The following is a 14,938-nucleotide window of genomic DNA, read 5'->3' as shown; positions in this document are numbered from 1 at the left end:
CTACTCGGCGCGCCGCGACTACTGTGTGCCCATGAGCGACGACGGTCCGATCAGGGTGTACCTCCTCGACGACCACGAGGTCGTCCGGCAGGGGCTCAAGGCCCTGCTCGAGGCGGCCGGCGGGATCGAGGTCGTCGGCGAGTCCGGGTCGGCCGTCGAGGCCACCAGCCGGATCCCGGCCTCCAAGCCGCACGTCGCGGTGCTCGACGCCCGCCTGCCCGACGGCTCGGGCATCGAGGTGTGCCGCAGCGTGCGCGCGGTCGACGAGTCCATCCAGGCGCTGATCCTCACGTCGTACGACGACGACGAGGCGCTGTTCGCGGCGATCATGGCTGGTGCCTCCGGCTACGTGCTCAAGGAGATCCGGGGCAGCGACCTGGTCGACGGGATCCGTCGCGTCGCCGCCGGGCAGTCGCTGATCGACCCGGCGCTGACCGCGAAGGTCCTCGAGCGCGTCCGGATGGGCCCGAGCGTCGCGCCGGAGCTGGCCGAGCTCACCGAGCAGGAGCGCAAGCTGCTCTCCCTGATCGCCGAGGGCCTGACCAACCGGCAGATCGGCGAGCGGATGTTCCTGGCGGAGAAGACCGTCAAGAACTACGTCTCCAGCATCCTGGCGAAGCTGGGCCTCGAGCGGCGTACGCAGGCAGCGGTGCTGGCCTCGAAGCTGCTCGACCGGCCCACCGGCTCGTCCACCTAGGAGCTGCCGGGCTGGTCGCCGAGCCGGACGGCCCAGCGCACCACCGTGCCGGAGGGCTGTGCCCGGGAGACCTCCAGGGTGCCTCCCAGCGCGACGGCTCGCCTGCGGGCGTTGCGGAGTCCGCTCTCCACCCGGTCGGCCGGTACGCCGATCCCGTTGTCGGTCACCGTGAGCACCACCTCGGCAGCGGTTGCGGCGACGTCGACCTCGGCGGCGTCGGCCAGCGAGTGCCGCGCGATGTTGGAGACCGCCTCGCGGAGGACCGCGAGCAGCTGCTCACCCGTGCTCGTCGAGACGGCGGTGTCGACGGGTCCCAGGACGCGCAGCGTCGGGCTGAAGCCGAGGACCGGGATGTACTCCTTGATCAGGGCGCGCACCCGCGACCGCAGTGACCCGCCCTGGCGGTGCTGCAGCTCGAAGATGGTCGTCCTGATGTCGCGGATCGTCTGGTCGAGGTCGTCGACCGCCTTGTCGAGGCGCTCGCCCACCTCGGGGTTGACCACCATCGACCGCATGCCCTGCAGCTGCAGGCCGGTGGCGAAGAGCCGCTGGATCACCACGTCGTGCAGGTCGCGGGCGATCCGGTCGCGGTCGGAGACGACGGCGAGCTCCTCGCGGTCCTCGATCGCCTGGGCACGGTCGAGGGCGAGCGCCACCTGGTCGGCGAACGAGCCGAGCAGCTCGTGCTCCTCGGTGTCCCTGATCCGGTGGCCGGCCTCGAACAGCGCGACCAGAGCGCTGGGGATGGTCAGGTGGGCGCGCAGCGGGACGACGAGCCCCTCGAGGTCGTCGGCGTGCAGGGTCTCGACCCGGTCGGTGCGACGGCCGTGCTCGACCAGCACGGCGATCTGCGGGAGCAGGGCGGGCAACCGGCCGGAGACGGGCCCGTCGCTGGTCGCGAGCACCGGCCCGTCGTCGGGGAACTGGACGACCGCGGTCGCGGCAGCGCCGGACAGGCTCCGGGCCGCGCTCGTGAACTGGTCCAGCGCCCGATCGATCGAGGTCGGCGGCTGGAGCGCCTCGGTCAGCTCCGCGGTGGCTTCGAGCCACTGCCGGCGGCGCTCGCTGAGCTGGTAGGCGCGGGCGTTGTCGATCACGAACCCCGCGGCGGCGGCCAGCGCGAGCACCAGCCGCTCGTCCTGGGTGGTGAACTGGCCGCCACCCTCCCGCTCGGTCAGGTAGAGGTTGCCGAAGATGGTCCCCCGGATGCGGACCGGCACGCCGAGGAAGCTGCTCATCGGCGGATGGTGGTCGGGGAAGCCGAACGACCGCGGGTGCGTCCGCAGGTCCTCCAGCCGCAGCGGCTCGGGTTCGTCGATCAGCACCCGCAGGATCCCGCGACCCCGGGGCAGGTCCCCGATCTTCTTGTGCAGCTCGGCGTCGATGCCGTGGGTGACGAAGTCGTCGAGGTTGCCGTCGGCGCCGATCACCCCGAGCGCGCCGTACCGGGCTCCGGTGAGCTGACAGGCGGAGACCACGATGCGGTAGAGCACGCTGTGCAGGTCGAGATCGGAGGAGATCGCCACGACCGCGTCGAGCAGCGCGAGTGCCGGACCCGGGAGGTCCGCTGAGTCGGCGCCGAGGGCGCTGCCGGTCTGGCTCACCGCCTCAGTGTGCCCGTTCGGGGCCCCCCATCAGTGAGAAGCGCGAGTTTCCTCGTCGACGAGGTCGAGCTCCGCCGCCCGGCCGAGGGTCCTGCCGGTGAGCTCCTTCCAGGTCAGCCTGAAGTGCAGGTGACGCGGACCGTCGGCCCAGGGCTCGGGTGGCCAGACCTTGCGGATGTGGCTGAGCTCCGCGTCGTCGAGCACCACGTCGGCCCGTCCCCGCGCGACCACGCTCCACCCGATCCGGCGGCCCTCACGGAAGCTGTCGACCTCGAAGGCCAGCTTCACGTTGCGTCCGTACGTCGCGAGGATGCTGAACGGCGTCGTCCGGAAGACGATGCTCTCGTCGACGACGGAGTAGTTGATCGGCACGATGTGCGGCCCGTCCGGGGTCGACACCGCGATCCGACCCGTCTGCTCCCGCATGAGCAGCGCGCGACACTCCGCGTAGCTCAGCTCTCTGACCTCAGCCATGATGTCTGTCCCTGGATGTACGGGGGACCGAGTTGTGCCCCGTGCCCCCAAGAGTGACCCGCGGCCGGGGTGATCGTGAGGGCCGATGGTCCCGTAGATGGCGGTCCAGCGACCCTGATCGGGCCAGAGGGGCGCCAGGACTGGCAGGCTGGGCGGGTGAACATCGACCCCGGCTGGCCGGTCGCGCTCGCCCTGGTGGTGCTGCTCGCGATGGCGCTCCTCGCCCACCGGGTCGCCGACTACGGGCTCGAGGTGCCCTCCCTGGTCGCCGCGCTCCGGTCGGTGGTGCAGCTCGGGGTCGTCGCGCTGCTGATCAAGGCGGTGGTCGGCAACCTCGCGCTGTCGTGGCTGCTGGTGGCGGTGATGTTCGCGATGGGCGTGCTGACCACGGGCCGGCGGGTCGAGGCGCTGCGGGCGTGGCCGTGGGCGGCCCTGGCGATGGCCGCCGGGGTCGCTCCGGTGCTCGCGGTGGTGTTCGCCACCGGTGCGATCCCGTGGGAGGGCATCGCGATCATCCCGATCGCCGGCATCGTGGTCGGCAACGCGATGACCGGGCACACGCTGGTGGGTCGTCGCGCCTTCGCGGCACTGCGCGAGGAGAAGTCCCAGTACGAAGCCTGCCTCTCGCTCGGGCTGCTGCCGGCCCAGGCCATCACCGAGTCGATCCACCGGCGCGCTCCCGAGGCCCTGCTGCCGGGCCTGGACCAGGTGAAGACGACGGGCGTGGTGACCCTGCCCGGGGCATTCATCGGGGTGATGCTCGGTGGCGGCAGCCCGGTGCAGGCCGCGACCGCCCAGGCGCTCGTGCTGTTCGGGATCATGGCCGCGCAGACGATCACGGTGGCCGTGGCCGAACGGCTGATCGCGGCGCGGCGGCTGCTGCCGGCCGACCTGCGGGTCGCGCTGATCGACTGAGCGCCCGCAGGCCTCAGCGCACCGCCACGATCTGCGCCAGCTGGAAGTGCATCGGGTCGGTGTAGCGCCAGGTGCCGCCCCACTCGAAGCCCCACCTCTTGAAGATGGCGACGATCCGCCGGTCGATCGTGCCCGCGGTGCCGCGCTGGTTGCCCGGCACGTTGAGGTCGATGGCGGTGCCCCAGGTGTGGAAGGACAGGCCCTGCGACGGGTCGTGGCCGATGTAGCGCGGCACGTAGCAGCCGCCGTACTCGCCGGGGTGGATCAGTGAGGCGTAGCCCAGCCTGACCACCTCGGTCAGCGCGGCGCGCAGCTGCGGAAGCATCGCCCTGTTGCAGCGGACCGCGCCCAGGATCGGCACCTGCTCGGTGCGGATGTACTGCTGGATCCAGCGCTGGTCGGGGTTGACCGAGCCGTCGGAGTTGACGGTGTAGGTGAACGAGCCGACGGCCTGCGCCACCGAGCCGCCGGTGAGCACCGCGGTCAACGCGGCGTGCGGGTCGAGGTTGCGACCCGGGCCGAGGATCTGGACCGTCGCCTTGTCACCGGCCAGCGCCTGCACCTGCGCGCTGATCTTGCCCGGGTCGACGCTGCCGGTGGAGACCAGCAGGGCGTTGCCCTCCTGCATGTGCAGCTTCGAGGCCCAGCGCTCGTTGACCACCGCCTTGACGAAGGACACGTTGAACGGCTCGTTGAACTGGGCCTGCGCGCCGACGTGGAGTGCCGGTGCGTCCTGGCCGTTGCCCATCCGCACGCTGTCGTCGTGGAGGGCGACCGCGTCGTGGATCGACGGCGCGATCCCGATCTCGCCGTCCGCGATGCGGTCCCAGATCTCGGCGTCCTGGGCGACGGGGGCCGGCAGGTAGCGCCGGAAGGTGGCCGGGTCGACCGCGGCGTACCGGACCTCCTGCTCCTCGACGTAGAACGACGCCATCGAGAACTGCTCGCCCGCCTGGACACCCTTGACCGCCTTGATCGCGTCGACCACGCCCGCGGGCAGCGGGTCCTGGCTGTAGACCAGGAGGTCCTGGGTGAACAGCGGGGTCTTCACCGTGCCCGGGCGCGGCATCGCGACGTCACGGAGCTCGGCGGGGACGTCGGTGCGGGTGGGTGCCGGCTTCGTCGGCGACCCGGCGCCCTGCGGAGGGGTGACCGCCGCTCCACCGCAGCCGGTCAGGCCGAGGGCAGCGACCAGTGCCAGGACGCACGCGCTGAGTACGGCGTTGACCGACATGTCCCTCCGACCCCCAGGTCCCCGGAGGCTCCATGCTATCGACGCCTGAGCACCCGCTCTGCGATCCAGGCGATGTTGTCGGCGGTCTCGCGCGGTGAGGTGCTGGGCGCGGTGACGTGGCTCAGGACGAGACGGATCACCATGTCGACCAGCGGGTCGACGCGGTGCTCGTCGAGGCCGTGGTCGTAGGTGTCCAGGTGGCGGCGCACCAGCCCGTGGGCGGCCTCGATGAGGGGCTCGACCTGGGTGGTCAGCAGCGGGAGCAGGTCGCTCTCCGCACCGTGGCTCGCCGAGAGCACGGCGTGCAGCAGCGGGTTGCCCGCGGCCATCTCGAGCACCCGGGCCGACGCCTCGCGGATCGCTCCGCCCAGGTCGTCGGGGTGCTCCTCGAAGGCCGCGTCGACGGCCCGCAGGAACACCTCGAGCTCGTGCATGATCATCGCCTCGGCGAGCTGCCGCTTCGAGCCGATCTCGTTGTAGACCGTCTGCCGGCTCACGCCCACCCGGTCGGCCAGCTTGGCCATCGTGATCGCCGCCCAGCCGCCGGAGCGGGTGAGGTCGGCGGCCTGCTCGACCAGCCGGTCGCGCCAGCTGCCTGGCTGACTGCCCGGCTGGCCGCCCGCCTCACCGACGCCAAGGAGCGCGGACAGGGCGGGCCGTGGTGTCACCGCCATCGATCCGCCCTCCTTCGTCCGACCTCCGAGGATCACCAGTCTTGCAGGCTGAGCGCGAGCGCCGGGCACGCCTGGACCGCCGCGTGGACGGCCGCGCGCTGGGACTCCGGTGGAGACTCGTCGAGCACCGTCATGACGTCGTCGTCGTCGAGCTCGAAGAGCTCGTGCGCCATCGCCTCGCACATGCCGTGGCCGTCGCAGAGGTCACGGTCGACCACGATCCTCATCGGGCGCCCTCGCGAGCCGGGTCGAAGGCCACGAAGTCGACCTTCTCCCGCACGCCACAGTCGGGGCAGCACCAGTCGTCGGGGATGTCGGCCCAGGCGGTGCCGGCGGCGAAGCCCTCGTGCTCGCACCCGGCCGCGACCTCGTAGACGAAGCCGCACCCGGGGCAGCGCGCGGCGAGCACCTCGGCCGCCTTGGCAGCCGCGGCGTCGTCTGCCGCCTTGATGGCGGCCAGCCTGGCCTTCTCGGTGTCGGTGAGGCCGTAGCGGGCAAGGATCCGGGCGCGCTTGCGTGGCTGCAGGTTCGCGCGGGTCAGGTCGCCGCCGAAGTGCGCGACCACGCGCGGGTCCATCACCCGGCGCCAGACCGGCGGGAACAGCGCGAGCACGATCATTCCGGCGTACCCGGTCGGCAGCACCGGCGACTCCTCGAAGTCGCGCAGCGTCTGGTAGCGCCGGGTCGGGTTCGCGTGGTGGTCGCTGTGCCGCTGCAGGTGGTAGAGCAGCACGTTGGTGGCGATGTTGTTGGAGTTCCAGCTGTGCGAGGGGTCCACCCGCTCGTAGCGCTGCCGGTCGCCGACGCCGACCTTCTGGCGCAGCATGCCGTAGTGCTCCATGTAGTTGACGACCTCGAGCAGGCTGAAGCCCATGATCGCCTGGATGACCAGGTACGGCGCGATGCCCCAGCCGAAGGCAACGACCATGGCACCCCACAGCGCCGCCGACATCAGCCACGCGTTCAGCACGTCGTTGCCGAGGTGGAACGGGTGCGTGTGCTTGCGGGCGTAGCGCTTCCGCTCCAGGTTCCACGCACTCCTCAGCGACCCGCCGACCGTCCGCGGCCAGAACTGGTAGAAGTTCTCGCCGAAGCGGCTCGACGCGGGGTCCTCCGGAGTGGCGACGCGGACGTGGTGGCCCCGGTTGTGCTCGATGTAGAAGTGCCCGTAGAAGCTCTGCGCGAGGGCGATCTTGGACAGCCAGCGCTCATTGGCCTCGCGCTTGTGGCCCAGTTCGTGGGCGGTGTTGATGCCGATGCCACCGATCGCGCCGATCGAGATCGCCAGGCCGATCTTGTCGACCACGTCGAGCCCGAGGTCCTCGCCCATCAGCCGGTCGGCGAACGGCAGGCCCATCCCCCAGTCGTGCAGCCCGAGCAGGTTGACCACCCAGCCGGCCGGGTTCTCGCCGGCCAGCACCGCGAAGGCGCCGACGAAGCCGGCGTACTGGATCGGCAGGAAGAGATAGGTGATCCAGCGGTAGTACTTGTCCTTCTCCAGAGCCTCGATCGCGTCGTCCGGTGGGTTCGAGCGGTCGAGCCCGGCGATGAGGTCGATCGCGGGCACCACCCCGAGGATGATGATCGGGCCGATCCACAGGATCGCGCCGACGCCCGTGACGATGTAGACCGCCGCGGCGACGAACGCCAGGCTCGGCACGACCAGGCCGATCAGCCACAGGTAGCGCTTCCGGTCGCGCCACGCATCGGTCGATCCCTCGGGGACCGTCGAGTTCGCGATGTCGCTGCCTTGTCGAGTGGCCATCGGGCTCTCCTTCCGCCGGTGGCCCGGGGAGGGTCGAGCCACTTGACAAGACGGTACGGAATGTAAAGCCATTTGACAAGAGGGTGTGACTTGTAAAGCGCTACTTGCCCACCTCGAACGTCACCGTGGTCGCCGACGGCGAGAACAGGCCGGTGCCGAGGTAGCGCACCGTCAGTGTGTGCACGCCCTTGTGCTTGTACGCCGGCAGGGTGATGCTCGTTGCCGCCGTGGCCGAGACCGTGGCCGAGCCGACCAGGGTCGACCCGTCGTAGACCTCGACGGTGCCGCCGGAGACCACGTCGCGCGGAGAGCTCACCTGGATGGTGACGACGCCCGGGAGGGCGCTCTTGTTCGAGGTGAGCACCGGGTCGGGGCTCACCGTGGCCGTGGTGGTGGTCGCCACCGGGGCCGCGCTGGTGTCGAGGCCGACGAGCAGCGGGTCGTGGTCGGAGGCACGGAACGGGTCGGGGGCGTAGAAGTCGGTGGCGTTGTCGTTGAACCGGCTGTACTCGAGCGCGACCGGCTCGACGGAGTTGATGTTCCACACGTGGGCGCCGGTGACGGTGTCGAGTGCGGCCTGGTTGGCGAGCACGTGGTCCAGTGATCCGACCACGCCGCCGAAGAGATACGTGTGCTCCCCGGGCGACTCGTGCGAGCCGATGTCGGTGTAGCCCGCGTCGCGCAGGACCTTGATCGGGTCCTCCTCGGTGTAGGCGTTGAAGTCCCCGGAGAGAAACACGCGGTCGGTGCCCGCGGCAGCCTTCACCTGGTCGGCGAACGAGACCAGCTCGTGGGCCTGGGCGACGCGCTGCGGGTTGGAGTTGCCCTGGCCGGTGCCGTCGTCCGGGCCGGAGCCCTTGGACTTGAAGTGGTTCACGATCACCAGGAACCTCGAGGCGCTGGTCCGCGCGACCGGCTGGAAGACCTGTGCCAGCGGGTCGCGCGCGAGGTCGAAGGCCGGTGCGTCGTCGACGACCGACTCGCCGACCGGCGCCACGACCGCGGTGCGGTAGATGAACGCCGTGCGGATGACGTCCTCGTCGGCCTGGTCGCCGATCGTCGAGGGCGTCGGCACGAAGGCCCAGGTGCCGGCACCCGCCTCGGCGTTGAGCGCGTCGACCAGGGTGCTCACCGCGGCGTCGCGCGGCTCGCCGAACTTCGCGGCGTTCTCGATCTCCTCGAGCGACACCACGTCGGCGCCCAGGCCGTTGATCGCGCTCACGATCTTCGCCTGCTGGCGAGCCAGGTTCGCGGCGTCGGCGGCACCGCGCGGGCCGGTGGGACCACAGTCGTTCACGGTGACGTGGTTGCCGGCGCGATCGTCGTACCAACTGCAGGAGCCGCCGGCGGCGACCCAGTCCGCGCCGGTCGTGGGGAAGTAGTTGAGCACGTTGAAGGACGCGATCTGCACGTCGCCGCCCACGGGCCCGGGACCGTCGGTGCGGGAGTGGCCGAAGGAGACCGGCGGCTCTCCGGACCCGGTGAGCTGGCCGGTGGGCTGCAGCTTCCACAGCGAGTTGCGGTAGTCGAGGACCATCGGCGCGGTGAACGTCGCCGGGGCGCCGACCCGGATCTGGTGGTCCTGGGTCAGCCACGGGAGCGGGGAGTTCTTGCCCGACGTGAGGTAGTTCAGGCTCGAGCCGTCGTCGAGGGTGACGCTGCGCGCCGCGTTGTCGGCGACCACGGCCGTGATCGCGGCAGCGTCGTGCGGGTCGGCGACCTCCGTCGGCTGCCACAGCGGCTCGGTGCCGGCGGCGAGCCCGATCTCGGCGTACTGGTTGAGGCTGTAGTTGTCGGAGACGGTGAACGGCCCCTGCAGCGAAACCAGCATGCCTTCGAGCGACTCGCGCTGCGCCGCCGAGCCGGGCAGCGCCACGACGGCGGGCTTCACGGCGGCTGCAGGAGTCGCGAGCACCGTGACGCCAGTGGCCGAGGCGGGCGCGAGCTCGGTGAGCCCGGCGAACTCCGAGACCTTGCCGGCCACCTGAACGTGGTCACCGGCGTGGACCGCCGCGGCTCCGGCGCCGGAGAACACGAAGATCCCGTCGGACGCAGTGTGCTGGGCGAGGTCGAGGTCGCCACCGGTGCCGGCGGTCTGCACGTAGAACCCGTTGAAGCCACCCGTCGGGTAGGTCGCGGTGACGACGCCCTCGGTCGTGACGGTGTCGCCGACACAGGGGCTCGCGGCAGACGTGCCCTGGATCTCGGCGATCGCCATCGTGCCCGAGCAGGTCGGCACCGGGTCGACGCTGCCGACCGCCTGCGGGGCGGGTGCCCCGGCGGTGAAGTCGGCAGCGTTGTTGTCGGTGTCCTTGCCGGCGGGGTTGCGGCTCGCCGACGTCGTGTTGCTCAGCGCCGATGCGGCCGCGGTCTCGAAGGCGGTCGCGGTGCCGTAGCCGACGAGGTCGAGCACGGACGGGTCGCTGGGGACGACGGCCACCGTCGACTGCGCCAGCACCACGATGCCGTTGGTGGCCGACATCGCAAGCGTGCCGGTCGCGTCCGGGGTGGGCAGCGCGACGCCGTTGCCGGAGCCAGCAGCTTCCTGCACCAGCCAGTGACTGCCGGCCGGCACGGAGCCCGACAGGGCGGTGAGGCCGCCGAGCTGGCCGGACGACGAGCGGTACTGCACCGACATGCCCGCCAGGCTGATCGCGTGGTCGGTCGGGTTGTAGAGCTCGACGAAGTCGTTGAGGTACGGCGCGCCGGTGTTGCCGCCCCCGCCGTACACCTCGGAGATCACGACGGCATCGCCCGCGGTCGACGCCTCCGATCCCGCGGCGAGTGCCACGGTGCCGGTCGAGGCGAGCGCGAGGGCGATCGCTGCTCGCAGGGTCGTGGCAAGGACGGTTTGCGGCATGCGGAAGTCTCCTCGAGAAGATCGACGCCCCCGGGATGCCGGCGCCTGGGGTCCTTCCTATCCCGTGCCGGGCGCCGATGTCTGCAGAACGCGCATGAACATCAGGGGCCGCTCGTCGATGCGCTAATGTCTACTTGCTCACTAGACTTTCGCGAATCCGGTCCGAGAGGTGCACCCGCCGTGTTCTCATGCAGCGTGACGCGTCGGGGGTCCCAGATCACGCGCGCCCGCACCTACCTGGTCGCGGGCCTCGTGGTGCTGGTCGCTCTCGGTGCCGTCGTCGTGTTCAACGCCCGGCCCGACTCCTCGCCCGCGTCGACAGCGGCGCCGGTGGTCCGGGTGCCCCCGCCCGGCGCGCACCCGCACGGGCGGACCGTCAAGGTTCCCGCGCCGCCGGGCCGGCCGAACATCCTGGTGGTGATGCTCGACGACATGCGGTCCGACGAGCTCAAGTACGCGCCGAACGCCGAGCGCTACGTGCTGGACCGCGGCCTGGACTTCCGCAACTCGTTCTCGCCGTACCCGCTGTGCTGCCCGGCGAGGGCCAGCTTCCTGCTCGGCAAGTACGCCCACAACCACCGCGTGCTCTACCACCTGGCGCCCTACGGCTTCGGCGCCCTCGACGACCACCTGACGATCGCCGGCCGGATGCAGCGCGCGGGTTACCGGACGGCACTGGTGGGCAAGTACCTCAACCGGTACGGCGACCAGCCCTCCAAGGTCACCGGCGGTCCCTCGGAGCACTACGTGCCGGCCGGGTGGACCGACTGGATGGTCGGCTTGGAGACGCCGTTCGCACGAAGCTCGCCGAACTGGGGCAACACCTACAACTACTTCGCGTTCACCCAGAACGTCAACGGCCGGACCGTGCCGCACACCGGTCAGTACTCCTCGACGGTGATCGGGAACGAGGTGCGCGGCCTGATCGGGAAGTACCACCGCGCCGACAAGCCGTTCTTCATGTGGGTCACGCCCGTCGCGCCGCACATCGGCGACCCGGTCGAGAGCGACGACCCGCCGCCGTACCGGGAGTCGAGGTACTGGCTGCAGCAGTTCCCGACCCCGGCGCGTCCCGACTGGGTCAAGGGCCGCTTCGACCAGGAGATCACCCATGCGCCGGGACAGCCGCTGCACGGGCCGTCCGAGGCCGACGTGTCCGACAAGCCGCAGAACATCCGCAAGTGGCGCGAGATGGTGCCGGCCGAGATCACCCGGCTGCGCGACGTGGCCCGGCAGCGCGCCGAGTCGATCTACGCGTGGGACGTGGAGTTCGGCAAGATCGTGCAGAAGCTGAAGGACACCGGCGAGTACGACAACACGGTGATCGTGTTCACCTCCGACAACGGCTACTACCTCGGCGAGCACCGGCAGCGGGAGGGCAAGATCAAGGCGCACGAGCCGGTGATCCACGTGCCGCTCCAGGTCGCGGGCCCGGGAATCGGCCACGGAGTGCGCTACCACCCGATCACCACGATGGACCTCACCTCGACGATCCTCGACCTGGCCGGCGCCCGTCCGCTGCCCGCGATGGACGGCGCCTCGGTGCTGCCGGAGATCACCGGCCCCGACCAGCCCTGGACCGTGCCGGTGGTCACCGAGGGCCTGATCACCGACGTACACCGCCACCGCGGCTCGGGCGTGCCGGACGGGTTCACGACCTCGGGCCTGCGCACCGGGCGTTACAAGCTGGTCCGCTACGCCAACGGGGACGCGGAGCTCTACGACCTGATGGCCGACCCGAACGAGCTCGCCAGCGTGTGGGACGACCCGGCCTACGCGACCGTGCAGCGCCAGCTGATGGCGCTGTGGGACCAGTACAAGGCCTGCCGTGGCGACCAGTGCAGGGTGCCGCTCCCGCGCTCGTTGTGGACCACTCCCGACTGGCTCGACGGGCAGTACCGCAACGCCCGGGTCCAGGAGCGGGACTACTACGACCGCTGAGGTTGCGGGTCCAATAGGTTGTCGGCATGAGCGAGGTCGCGGTGACGGACAACCCCGAGCAGAACCGCTACGAGGCGCGCGTCGACGGCGAGCTGGCCGGGTTCTCCCAGTACCACCTGACCCGGTCGTCGATCGTCTTCACGCACACCGAGGTGGACCCGGCGTACAAGGGCCACGGGGTGGGCTCCGCGATCGCGCGGTTCGCGCTCGACGACGTGCGGGCGAAGGGCGAGCGTGACGTCGTCCCGGTCTGCCCGTTCATCCACGGCTGGATCGACGACCACCCCGAGTACGCCGACCTGGTCCGCCGGCACGGCGACGGCGAAGGACCCTGAGCTTCGGCCCGGAGGAGAAGACGGCGTCGGCTTGGCGCTCTGAGGGCCTTCAGCGCCGGCGTACCGGCAGCTCGTTGTCGTGGGTCCAGCCACCGCCGAGCCGGCGCCCGCTGACCTCGGTCCAGGGAAGGCGCACGTAGAGCAGCCGGTTGCTGCCGCCCGCCCACGGCTTCGGGTTCCAGAAGGCGTGTCCCTCGGCCAGGCCCGGCACGTCGTCGACCAGCTCGCCCACGCCGGTCGCCACCACGCTCCAGCCCTTCTTGTCGGCGTAGTCGACGTGGTCGATCTCGAAGGCGAGCGGCCCTGCCGCGTGCCGGCCGAGCAGGCTCTCGGCCGTCGTCCGGAAGAGGATCGCGTCGTCCACGGTCGTGTAGTTGACCGGGATGATCCGCGGACCCTCCGGCACCGTGAACGCGACCCGGCCCACGATGGCGCTGCGCAGCAGCTCCAGGCACTTGTCCTGCGGCAGCACCTCGGGCTCGCTCATTCGGCCATTCTCGTGCCTGCCGGCGACATAGCATCTCCGAATGGAGAGCGCGCTCGCGATCGCAGCGATGCTGCTGAGCGTGCTGAGCGTCGTGGTCTCGGGCTGGTTCTCCGCCCGGACGGTGCGGCTCAGCCACGAGCTCGACGCAGAGCGGGACCAGCGCGAGGAGCAACGGTCCGCCCTCCAGGCAGCGAGCCGCGTCTACGAGCCGCTGGCACAGGCAGCGGCGGAGCTGCAGTCACGGATCTACAACATCGTCAGCACCGGATGGGTCGGCATCGTCGAGCGGTACCAGAGCCACGGCGACTACGCCGAGACCAGCACGGCGTTCCTCTTCGCCCACTACTTCGGCTGGGTCGAGGCCCGGCGCCAGGCGGTGCTCACCTCGAGCGGCGCGGGCGACCGGGACGCGGTCGTCATCCACGCGATCGACCACGTCCGTCAGATCATGCGCCGGACCGACCACGAGGAGGGCTTCCTCTTCTACCAGGTCGAGCAGCGCGCGATCGGCGAGCTGATGTTCTCCTGGGACGCGGTCGACGGCACCGGTGCGCGCCTCCCGCACGTCGACGGGTACGCCGCGTTCTCCCGGCGCTACCGGGAGGACCCGGAGTTCCGGCGCTGGTTCCACCCCGTCGACAGCGGCCTCGTCCTGGTCGCCGCCGGACAGCACCACCGGCTGATCGAGATCCACGGTGCGCTCCTCGCGCTCATCACGGTGCTGGACCCGACCCGGAAGTTCACGGCGCGCTACGACCTGGTGCCGATCCAGGAAGCCCCCTCGTCGGTCTGAGGCTGTCCCAAACTGGCAGAGGTGCCCAGAAGAGGCCCGCTCATTCCAGTGATTCATGCCACATCCGAGGGAGCGTGACCTCTCGACCGACCCCACGGTTCGACCCATCACAGAGTCTCATCGAAGCCCTTGCCCGAGACCACTGGACACCGATCCCAGCCCTCGCCAGCACGGGCTGAAAGGAACGGAGTGGTCATGCATGGGGCACATCGTGGGGAACATCGAAAGGTAGCCGGCGGGCCGTCGCTCGTGTGGGTCGGAGCCGCACTGCTCGTGTTGGCATCGGCCGTGGTCGGGGCACCGGCCTTCGGCGCACAGTCGGACAACGGCGACAGTCACTCTGCGCAGGGACAGGCCCACAAGGGCCAGGGGAACACCCAGGGAAAGGCGCAGGGGACAGGGCGCAAGTCGCTGCACCAGCACAGCGCGCACGGCGGCGCAGGCGCGGCCGCGGCCCGGGGCGGCGGCTCGGACGTGAGCCTGCCGCGGCCGAACGACTTCCAGGCCCAGGCCGACCCCGACGGCATGGCGAACGGCGGGGTCGACCAGCCCGGCGGCACCGGCGGCGTCGACACGACCGCCCAGGACGGCAACAACGGGTCGGGCAACGACGTCGACTGCGAGGACGACAACAACGGAGTCGGCGTACCGGGGCACTGCCGGCCGAAGGCCGACGACTCCCCGACGGGCACGGACTCGGTCGACCAGGACCAGCAGGCGTTTGCGCCGGTCGTGGTGCCGGACACGCTCGTGAGCCCGCCGCACACCGGCGACACGGTCGTGCGCGGAGTGTTCGGAACCAGCGCCCCGCTCACCAGCGCTGCTGCCGGCATCCTCCCGGACACCGGTGCCGGTCAGGCACTGCTCGGGCTGGCGATCGCCGCGTTCGTGGCGCTGGGCCTCGGAACGGCGCTCGTCCACCAGGGTCGGCGTACCAGCAGGTCCAGCGGCTGAGCGGAGAAGGCGAAGGCCCCGGTCGTCTCGACCGGGGCCTCGTCACGTGCGCGAGGGGGGAGTTGAACCCCCACGCCCTTTCGGGCACACGGACCTGAACCGTGCGCGTCTGCCTATTCCGCCACTCGCGCGTGAAGCGGGCTCAGGCTATCCCACGGCCGCAGACGTGCCCAAACCGGCCGCGGGGGTACACCGGACCCGTCCC

At 70.9% G+C, this 14,938-nt stretch carries 14 protein-coding genes and 1 tRNA gene; 6 read left to right on the top strand and 9 right to left on the bottom strand.

All coding sequences use genetic code 11. The features are described from left to right. Nucleotides 1–31 precede the first annotated feature (31 nt). The gene (locus tag ACVW00_RS21050; protein WP_457112849.1) at nucleotides 32–697 is read left to right on the top strand and encodes a response regulator; all 666 of its coding nucleotides are present in this window, start codon (nucleotides 32–34) and stop codon (nucleotides 695–697) included. On the opposite strand, the gene ACVW00_RS21045 is transcribed toward ACVW00_RS21050, so the two are convergent. Together ACVW00_RS21045 and ACVW00_RS21040 are read right to left on the bottom strand one after the other, a co-directional pair. Continuing rightward, nucleotides 694–2,301 carry a GAF domain-containing protein gene (locus tag ACVW00_RS21045; protein ID WP_457112848.1) on the bottom strand — a complete coding sequence of 536 codons (1,608 nt, stop codon included), beginning with the start codon at nucleotides 2,299–2,301 and terminating at the stop codon, nucleotides 694–696. The two genes, ACVW00_RS21050 and ACVW00_RS21045, sit on opposite strands and share 4 nt — an antisense overlap. Before the next feature lie 30 nt (nucleotides 2,302–2,331). After that, the gene (locus ACVW00_RS21040; protein ID WP_457112847.1) at nucleotides 2,332–2,775 is read right to left on the bottom strand and encodes a pyridoxamine 5'-phosphate oxidase family protein; all 444 of its coding nucleotides are present in this window, start codon (nucleotides 2,773–2,775) and stop codon (nucleotides 2,332–2,334) included. Between the two features lie 156 nt (nucleotides 2,776–2,931). Between ACVW00_RS21040 and ACVW00_RS21035 the strand changes: the two genes are divergently transcribed. Continuing rightward, a complete protein-coding gene (locus ACVW00_RS21035; RefSeq protein ID WP_457112846.1) occupies nucleotides 2,932–3,690 on the top strand; it encodes an ABC transporter permease in 759 nt (252 codons plus the stop codon). Nucleotides 3,691–3,703: 13 nt separating this feature from the next. Here the strand turns inward: ACVW00_RS21035 and ACVW00_RS21030 are convergent, their stop codons facing one another. The 5 genes from ACVW00_RS21030 to ACVW00_RS21010 form a co-directional block, all read right to left on the bottom strand. Next, nucleotides 3,704–4,924, bottom strand: a complete 1,221-nt coding sequence (locus tag ACVW00_RS21030; RefSeq protein WP_457112845.1) for a M15 family metallopeptidase — start codon at nucleotides 4,922–4,924, stop codon at nucleotides 3,704–3,706. A gap of 35 nt (nucleotides 4,925–4,959) precedes the next feature. Then, a complete protein-coding gene (locus ACVW00_RS21025; protein ID WP_457112844.1) occupies nucleotides 4,960–5,598 on the bottom strand; it encodes a TetR family transcriptional regulator in 639 nt (212 codons plus the stop codon). Nucleotides 5,599–5,630: 32 nt separating this feature from the next. Then, on the bottom strand, nucleotides 5,631–5,825 hold the full coding sequence (locus ACVW00_RS21020; protein ID WP_457112843.1) for a ferredoxin: 195 nt from the start codon (nucleotides 5,823–5,825) through the stop codon (nucleotides 5,631–5,633). Beyond that, nucleotides 5,822–7,363, bottom strand: a complete 1,542-nt coding sequence (locus ACVW00_RS21015) for a fatty acid desaturase (RefSeq protein ID WP_457112842.1) — start codon at nucleotides 7,361–7,363, stop codon at nucleotides 5,822–5,824. Before ACVW00_RS21015 ends, ACVW00_RS21020 begins: the two co-directional genes overlap by 4 nt. Nucleotides 7,364–7,463: 100 nt before the next feature. Next, nucleotides 7,464–10,223 (bottom strand): ExeM/NucH family extracellular endonuclease, encoded by a 2,760-nt coding sequence (locus ACVW00_RS21010; RefSeq protein WP_457112841.1) that lies wholly within the window; start codon nucleotides 10,221–10,223, stop codon nucleotides 7,464–7,466. 195 nt (nucleotides 10,224–10,418) lie between these two features. Between ACVW00_RS21010 and ACVW00_RS21005 the strand changes: the two genes are divergently transcribed. Beyond that, a complete protein-coding gene (locus ACVW00_RS21005) occupies nucleotides 10,419–12,164 on the top strand; it encodes a sulfatase-like hydrolase/transferase (RefSeq protein WP_457112840.1) in 1,746 nt (581 codons plus the stop codon). Nucleotides 12,165–12,190: 26 nt separating this feature from the next. Continuing rightward, entirely contained in the window at nucleotides 12,191–12,499 is a 309-nt protein-coding gene (locus ACVW00_RS21000) for a GNAT family N-acetyltransferase (protein ID WP_457112839.1), read from the top strand. A 49-nt stretch (nucleotides 12,500–12,548) separates the two neighbouring features. On the opposite strand, the gene ACVW00_RS20995 is transcribed toward ACVW00_RS21000, so the two are convergent. After that, nucleotides 12,549–12,986, bottom strand: a complete 438-nt coding sequence (locus tag ACVW00_RS20995) for a pyridoxamine 5'-phosphate oxidase family protein (protein ID WP_457112838.1) — start codon at nucleotides 12,984–12,986, stop codon at nucleotides 12,549–12,551. A gap of 40 nt (nucleotides 12,987–13,026) precedes the next feature. On the opposite strand from ACVW00_RS20995, the gene ACVW00_RS20990 reads away from it, so the two are divergent. Beyond that, entirely contained in the window at nucleotides 13,027–13,779 is a 753-nt protein-coding gene (locus ACVW00_RS20990) for a hypothetical protein (RefSeq protein ID WP_457112837.1), read from the top strand. Between the two features lie 276 nt (nucleotides 13,780–14,055). Further along, entirely contained in the window at nucleotides 14,056–14,733 is a 678-nt protein-coding gene (locus ACVW00_RS20985) for a hypothetical protein (RefSeq protein WP_457112836.1), read from the top strand. A 47-nt stretch (nucleotides 14,734–14,780) separates the two neighbouring features. Here ACVW00_RS20985 and ACVW00_RS20980 read toward each other — a convergent pair. Beyond that, a tRNA-Leu gene (locus ACVW00_RS20980) sits at nucleotides 14,781–14,864 on the bottom strand. Between the last annotated feature and the right edge of the window lie 74 nt (nucleotides 14,865–14,938).

The organism is Marmoricola sp. URHA0025 HA25, assembly GCF_054059435.1.
Note: the sequence above shows the minus strand (reverse complement) of the source record. Positions and strands in the feature narration are given on the sequence as shown.